Annotated in this window: 6 protein-coding genes; 4 read left to right on the forward strand and 2 right to left on the reverse strand. The window is 69.4% G+C overall.

Annotation, left to right across the window (positions count from 1 at the left end; all coding sequences use genetic code 11):
• Positions 1 to 81: 81 nt before the first annotated feature.
• From tap to WDV06_RS20770, 4 genes are all read left to right on the forward strand, one after another.
• Positions 82 to 2,244, forward strand: coding sequence for a telomere-associated protein Tap (gene tap, locus WDV06_RS20755; RefSeq protein WP_395511252.1), 2,163 nt, complete (start codon positions 82 to 84; stop codon positions 2,242 to 2,244).
• A 3-nt stretch (positions 2,245 to 2,247) separates the two neighbouring features.
• Complete coding sequence (gene tpg / locus WDV06_RS20760; protein WP_395511253.1) at positions 2,248 to 2,802, forward strand: telomere-protecting terminal protein Tpg; 555 nt, start codon at positions 2,248 to 2,250, stop codon at positions 2,800 to 2,802.
• Between the two features lie 79 nt (positions 2,803 to 2,881).
• Positions 2,882 to 3,382 (forward strand): MarR family winged helix-turn-helix transcriptional regulator, encoded by a 501-nt coding sequence (locus WDV06_RS20765; RefSeq protein ID WP_395511254.1) that lies wholly within the window; start codon positions 2,882 to 2,884, stop codon positions 3,380 to 3,382.
• Positions 3,379 to 3,816, forward strand: coding sequence for a MarR family transcriptional regulator (locus WDV06_RS20770; RefSeq protein ID WP_395511255.1), 438 nt, complete (start codon positions 3,379 to 3,381; stop codon positions 3,814 to 3,816). Before WDV06_RS20765 ends, WDV06_RS20770 begins: the two co-directional genes overlap by 4 nt.
• A 133-nt stretch (positions 3,817 to 3,949) precedes the next feature.
• On the opposite strand, the gene WDV06_RS20775 is transcribed toward WDV06_RS20770, so the two are convergent.
• Positions 3,950 to 4,423, reverse strand: a complete 474-nt coding sequence (locus tag WDV06_RS20775; RefSeq protein ID WP_042811489.1) for a helix-turn-helix domain-containing protein — start codon at positions 4,421 to 4,423, stop codon at positions 3,950 to 3,952.
• The gene (locus WDV06_RS20780) at positions 4,420 to 5,136 is read right to left on the reverse strand and encodes a hypothetical protein (protein WP_042811490.1); all 717 of its coding nucleotides are present in this window, start codon (positions 5,134 to 5,136) and stop codon (positions 4,420 to 4,422) included. Before WDV06_RS20780 ends, WDV06_RS20775 begins: the two co-directional genes overlap by 4 nt.
• Positions 5,137 to 7,223 lie beyond the last annotated feature (2,087 nt).

Here is a 7,223-nt window from a genome sequence, read left to right on the forward strand (position 1 = left end):
CATTAACGCCGTTAACGCCCCCACGTGCGTTCCGCGTGCGTTCAACCGTGCGCTTCACATAGGGTGCTCCTGGAGGTAGCAATGAGCGAGACGAACGAACAGACCACCCTCTTCGCAGCGGTCGACGCCCTGCTGGAGGAAGCCGCGGCGAAGGACGGCCTCCCCGCCCCCGACGAGCGCAAGCGCCTGCGCGAGGCCGCCGGCCTGAGCCAGGACCAGATCGCCAAGGCCCTCTCCGTCCGCCGCGAGACCGTCACCTCCTGGGAAACCGGCCGCACGGCCCCCCGCCCCCCCAAGCGCGCCGCCTACGCCCGCCTCCTCGAAGGCCTCGCCGCCCTCCACCCGGCTCCCCCCACCCCCGAAGCACCCCTTAACGCCGTTAACACCGAGCCCCCCACCCCCCAGGCCCCCCTTAACGCCGTTAACACCGAACCCCCCACCCCCCACGCGACAGCGCCCCACCCCCCCACGCGCACGACGCCCCCCGACACCAGGCCAACGCCCGCCCCCCGCACCACCGGCACCACACGTGCCAGCCGCTCCACCCCACCCCCCGCCCCCTCGCCCTCCCCCCTCCAGGGCAACGGCCCCCTCGCCGTCCTGGACGGCACCGGCCACGCCCACGCCGCCGGCGGCGTCCTCCTCACCCACCCCACCTCCGACCTCCCCTCCCTCATCACCTGGGCCCTCAGCCCCGAGGCCGACCTCCGCGCCCCCCGCCTCCACCGCAACGGCAAGGACGGCGACCCCCTCCTGGTCCTCACCGCCCCCGCCGCCGAACGCCTCGGCCTCCCCCTCACCCTCGAAGACCGCCGCGCCCTCCGCCTCCCCGACAACCACCCCGTCATCAAGCAGCTCACCAAGGCCAAGTGGCAGCTCACCCGCCGCGGCTTCGGCCCCTGGGCCCGCATCTACCGCCCGGCCTCCCCCACCACCGGCCGCCAGTGCGTCCAGCTCGCGGTCCTCCCCTGGGGCGCCCTGGACCCCCGCGCCTGGGGCGAGGACACCGCCGACCTCCCCGCCCCCGAACTCGCCGAGCTGCTCTCCACCTACGCCACCCGCGTCCTCACCCCCCGCGGCTCCACCGCGGTCACCGGCCTCGAACTCATGACGGCCCTCCGCCCGCCCACCCGAGCGGCCCGCAACCCGCAGACGAACACCTGGGAGTCCGCCCCCGTCCCCGGCTCCCTCACCCGCCCCGTCGACCCCGCCCCGCCGGAGGCCCCCGACGAGCACCCGGTGGTCGCCTCCCTCTACCCCCGCTCCCACCAGCGCACCCCGGACCAGGTCCTCGACGAGGAGGCGTACGACTGGATCCGCGACCCGGAGCTCCTCACCGACGCCGAGTGCGCCCGCACCCACGCCGTCGGCATCGACGTGAACATGGCCTTCGCCGCCGCCGCGAACCGCCTCACCGTCGGCACCGGCCCCGCCGTCCACACCACCAGCCCCCGCTTCGACCCGAAGCTCCCCGGCTGCTGGCTCGCGGACCTCTCCTCCCTCGCCCTGGACCCGCGCCTGCCGAGCCCCTTCACCCCGCACGGCAGGCCCCCGGCCGGCCCGGCCTGGTACGCGACGCCGACCCTGGCCTACGCCCAGGAGCTCGGCCACGACGTCCACCCCACCGAGGCCTGGATCCGCCCGGAACACGGCCCCTACCTCGACGCCTGGTACTCACGCCTGCGCGACGCCTACCTCGCGACGATGGCGGACATGGGCGTCACCACCACCCTCACGGAACCCGAGTTCCTGGCCGCGATGGAAACCCACAAGCACCACAGCCCCCTCCCCACCGCCGTCCTCTCGGCCATCAAATCCACCGTCAAGGGCGGCATCGGCAAGCTCCGCGAACGCCCCCAGGGCGCCGGCTACCGCCCGGGCGAACCCTGGCCCGCCCTCGAACGCCCCACCTGGCGCCCCGACATCCGCGCGGCCGTCATCTCGACGGCCCGCGTCAACATGCACCGCAAGATGCAGAAGCTCGCCACCTCCGCCGGCCTCTACCCCATCGCGGTCCTGTCCGACTGCGCGGTCTACCTCTCCGACGGCCCCAGCCCCCTGGACTTCCTCCCCCGCACGCCCGACGGCAAGCCGCTCCCCGGTGGCTTCCGCCTGGGCGTCAGCCCGGGCATGGTCAAGCACGAGGGCACCCAGCCCCTCCTGTGGGCCGTCCAACTCCTCGACGAACACCTCAACCCGGCCCGCCACATCAAGGGCCACGACGCAGCAGCAGACGGCGAGTAACCGATGTCCGACATCTCCGACAGCCTCACCCGGGCCGACGCACAGCACTTCACCCGCCCCATCCCCAAGTCCGCGGGCGCCCAGATGCGCTACCTCCTCAAGCAGCTCAAATCGACCAGGAACGTGGCGGCCCTGCTCGGCATCTCCCAGCGCACGGTCGAGCGCTACGTGAAGAACGAGATCAAGCAGCCCAAGCCGGCCCTGGCCGCCCGCATGGAGGCCGAAGTACGCCGCCGCTGGCAGCCCCTGGTCCGCAAGCGCGCCCGCGAGCAGGCCGCCCGCACCACCGGCCTGGTCATCGAGACCCGCGCCCGCTTCGGCTTCACCGCGGCCCCGGGCACCACAGACGACGGCCGCATGCGCCGCATCACCCAGCACCTCCCCCCGGAGTACGCCGGACGCCTCTTCGCGGCCCAGGACACCGGCGCCACCGAAGCCCAGCTCCGCCACATCACGGCCGAAGCCCTCCAGGAGATCTACTTCAAGGACAACGGCGCCCGCGCGGGCGGCCTCCTGGTCGAGTTCACCGACATCGACTACGTGGACTTCGCCTTCTAAAACCCCACCCACACCCCACCCACCCACCCCCCACCCAAACACTAGCCATGTACATACTAGCCATGTACATTAAATCCCCATGAGCAACACAGCGACATCACCCGAGAACGGCGAAGGCGCCACGCCCGGCTTCCTGGTCTGGCGCCTGTCGACGAAATGGCGCGTTGCCGTGGACCGGGCAGTCGCCCCCCTGGGCCTGACCCACGCCCAGTACGCCCTGCTGGCCTCTCTGTACGGCATGTCCCGCGCCGGTCAGCGGCCCAGCCAGCGCCGGCTCGCCGACCACACCGGCCTCGAACCGCTCTACGTCTCCAAGCTCGCCCGCGCCCTGGAGACCTCCGGCCTGGTCTCCCGCGTCCGCGACCCGGACGATCCCCGCGCGATGCAACTGTCGCTCACCCAGCAGGGCCACGACGTCACGGGCCGCGCGATCACCTCCGTCCAGCACCTGCTGGACCAACTGCTGCGCCCGCTGGGCGGCCAGGACGGCCCCCGCGCCCGGCAGTTCGCCCGCGACCTGACGACCCTGCTCAACGCACCCCTCGACCCGTACACCGAGAACGAGAAGGAGCAGCCGTGACCACCACCGCCCCCACCCTCGACGCCCGCGTCATAGCCCTGGCCCACCACGCCGCCCGCACCCTCGCCGAGGGCGCCCTGGCCCGGCACGACGTCACGTTCCACCAGAGCGTCACCCTCCGCGCCGTAGCCGTCGCGGGCGGCTCGATCTCCCACCGCGACCTGCTCACCGAGGTCACCGACGCCCTCAAGGCAGCCGAACCGCTCATCGAGGGCGTCATAGACGAACTGACGGCCTCCCAGCTCATCCACCGGCGGGACTCCGTCCTCACGCTCACGGACACCGGCCGGGAACGGTACGAGACCGCCTCCGCCGCGACGGCCGCGATCGCCACCCGCCTGTACGCCGGCATCCCTGCCGAGGACCTCGCCGTCGCGGGCCGCGTGCTCACCTTGATCACGGACCGCGCGAACGCCGAACTGCCCGCCCCCTGAACCCGAAACCCCGCAGGCCCCCACAAGCCCCCACAGGCCCCTGAAACCCTTTGAGGGCCCCGGGGTAACCCGAGGCCCTCAAAAGTCCTTGAGGGGCCGTCAGAGGCCCTCCAAGACCCCTCCCTCAGCCCGCCTACCCCACAGCGTGCAAGGTCCGCCGCCGCTTCGACTCCGCAGCCTTCTTCGCGGCGGCCTGCGCCGCACGCTTCTTCCGCTGCTCGGCGAGCTGGTCCTGGTACTCCGCCACCGCCTGGTGGTAACTGGCGACGTACCCGCGCGCGTCCAGCCGCTCGTCGGGGGCCATCTCGTTCACGGCCGCGACGGCGTCCTCGAAGGAGTTGTACCCGGCCAGCATCGGGTTGATCTGGTACACCCCGTTCCTGACCTTCCGCACGAGCTTGGCCAGCTCCAGGCTGCGCAGAGCCGCGTTGACGCTCGGCCTGCTCAGCTCCAGCAGCCCCCCGATGGTGGCCTGGTCGATCAGGATCCGCCCACCGGGCTCGCTGAGCGAACGCAGCTTCAGCAGCACACGGTACGCGGCAGGCGGGAGGTCGAGGTCGGAGAGAAGCCCGTCGGCGTTGACCGCAGCGAATCGCAAGGTGCTCACTGAGCTGTCCCTTCTTCCTTGCGCTGGGCCCGGCTCAGCCGGCGCGCAGCGCGCTCTTTGGACCGTTCGGCCCGCAGTTCCTCGATTGCCTGCCGCATGTGGTCCAGCGACGGGAACCGCACCAGGTCGGGCAAACTCGTGTCGCTGCGAATCTGCGAGATGGTGCTGTGCTGCTCCACCTTCACGAACTCACCCGCCGTCTCGGTACCCGGGATGAACTCGGCCACCCGGTAACTGTAGGGCGGGTTGAACTGGTACACACCCCGCCGCACCTTGAAGACGATCCCATGAGACATGACGGTGTGCAGCGCCTCCGACGTCTTTGTCCGGCTGACGTCCAGGATCGTAGCCATCTCTTCCTGTGTAAGTGGAATCCGCCCTCCCGCCCGCTGGCACGCGATCAGCAGCAGGATCAGCCTCAGGGGCAAGGCTTCCCTGAAGTACTGGGCGATCACCAGGAAGAACTCCAGGCTGTCCATCGAGAACGCGTTTGGCTGACTCTGGGTCCCGTAGAACTCCAGCGGCTTGCGCTCACCGTCCAGCGTGAGCTTCCGGCTGGGGTACCGCTTCGCGAGACTGTCCAGGTCCTTGACCGGAGCCAGCGGCTGACTCCACGCCGAGATCGCGTCATCAACGGGCAGATCAGGACGCGGCGCGCGCGACGGACTCTGCCGGCGGCGCTGTGCTTCTGATGACACGAGGATGCTCTCCACTTCGTTGATCTGCAGAGAGAGTATGTCAACAAGGGTGACACTAATGTCACGCTCGTTGACGTTCGGCGTGTCTTGTGTCCCCCCTGGGGGGACACATCTCGGCCACAGCGCTCCGCAAGACCCTCCGGGACCCCCCTCACCCAACGCCACCCCGCCCTGGCGCAGTTCAATGACGTAACTCCCGAAAAACGTCAGCCCCCCCGACGTTTTAGCCCAAAAAGCGTCAGTCTCGCTGACGTTTTGCAGCCGTTGTGTCCCCCTACCAGCGACACATCGCCCGAGTTATGTCCCTTCTGAGGGGACATAACTTTCCCCCTGCACCCCGCCTGACCTGCGGCAACGCATATCCGTACCCTCTATAGGCCGTCTCCTGCCGCGCTGCGCGCACGAAATGCCGTCGCGAACCGCAAGCCCGAGCGCCCTTCCTGACGCCGAACCAGTCCAGCCACCCACCGTCGCGGACCGGACAGCCTGTCCTTAACCACGCAGAATCTGACTGATTCCCATCTCTATCCCCACATCACTTTGAATCACCACCCCAACCAACCATTAACGCCGTTAACACCTCACCCCACATAACGAGCAACCCTCCACCAGACTCCAAGCACTCCGGCCCCCACCCTTCAAGTCGGCACCTCACCTCACCACCACACGACCGCATGCCCCGGCCTGGCCACTCACCACACCCACCGCCACAAAAACCACGTCTCACACTCCGTCCGAGTAGACACGCAGTAAGACGGCAACCACCTCAGCGACGCACGAACCGGAACCCACCTCACTCAAAAACAGGCACCGTTACCACGCTCACTGACGGAGTCGAGGCTCCTCCGAAGCTGGACTGTGCGTCCTCGCCAAACCCCAGAGCGAAAACCAAGGCCCCCCACGCCAAAGGCCCGACCCGGGTACGCATAGCGCGGCACCACTGGCTGCAACGAGGCAGCACCTTGTCCGAAGCAAGGGCAAAGCCGACATACCTACCAGCCGAACAACGTGGCCCTGAAGGCTAAGCCGGAAAAGCCTCCTGAGCGAAGCAGAGGAGGACGGTCGCTCCCACCCGTAGCGAAGCGAAGGAAGGAAGGGCCTACTCAGCCTTCACAAAGGAAAGCCCTCCGAGCGCAGCAAGGCGGTCACCTTCCCAGGCGCGCAGCGCCTGGAGTCCGGCAGGGCGCAAAGCGCCCTGCTTCGCTGAGCAAAGCGAAGCACTTCACTACTCCGAAGCGAGGAGCAGCCTCCGAAGGTATCTCAGCCGAGCGCAGCGAGGCTGTTCCCTCCTGAGCGCGCAGCGCCCAGGAGCCCGTAGCGAGGCGTGATCTCTACTTCAGCCCGAAGCGAAGCGGAGGGCTATCGGCCCAAAGGACCGAACTTGGCTCGCGAAGCGAGCCTCGCCCCCGAGCGCAGCGAGGGCTCTCTTTCCCCAGCACGCAGCGCCGGGGATTCAGTGCTCCGAAGGGTGGGCTGCGAAGCAGCTCTAGTTCCCGCGAAGCGGGACCGTGCTCTCCGCCGCAGTGCGGCGGAGAGCACGAGGTCACCCCCGCGCGAAGCGCAGGCAGTTCGAAGCCAAAACAGAGGACCTCCGTGCCCGAAGGGCTCGACACTGGCTCGGCGAAGCCGAGCCCTCCGAGCGGAGCGAGGCGTTCGCTGGTACAGCGCACAGCGCTGTGGGACCGGCCTTGGTCAAGGCTCCGCGGAGCGGAGCAAGGCGCTTCACTGCCCTGAAGCGAAGCGGAAGGGCCAAGGCGCCGAAGGCGCCCCGGCCGAGCGCAGCGAGGCCGGCCTCTCCTGAGGACGCAGCCCTCAGTCCCTCGGAGCGAAGCGGAGAGGCAGGCCCCGAAGGGGCCCAGCCGAGCGCAGCGAGGGCGCTCCCTCCTGAGCCCGCAGCGCTCAGGGACCCCTGGGTGAAGCGAAGCGAAACCCAGGGGTCCGAAGCAAAGCGGAGGACCCCGGCCCGAAGGGCCGGCTCTGGGCTCGGCGAAGCCGAGCCCCCCCCGAGCGCAGCGAGGCCGGCCTTCCATTTCGCGCCCCGCGCACGGTTTGTGTTTTTAAAAAAAAACAGCCCCCCACAACCGTTTAAGGCTTTGTGGTTT

The sequence above is a fragment of the Streptomyces racemochromogenes genome (genome assembly GCF_044129415.1).
In the GTDB taxonomy this organism is placed as follows: domain Bacteria; phylum Actinomycetota; class Actinomycetes; order Streptomycetales; family Streptomycetaceae; genus Streptomyces; species Streptomyces racemochromogenes_A.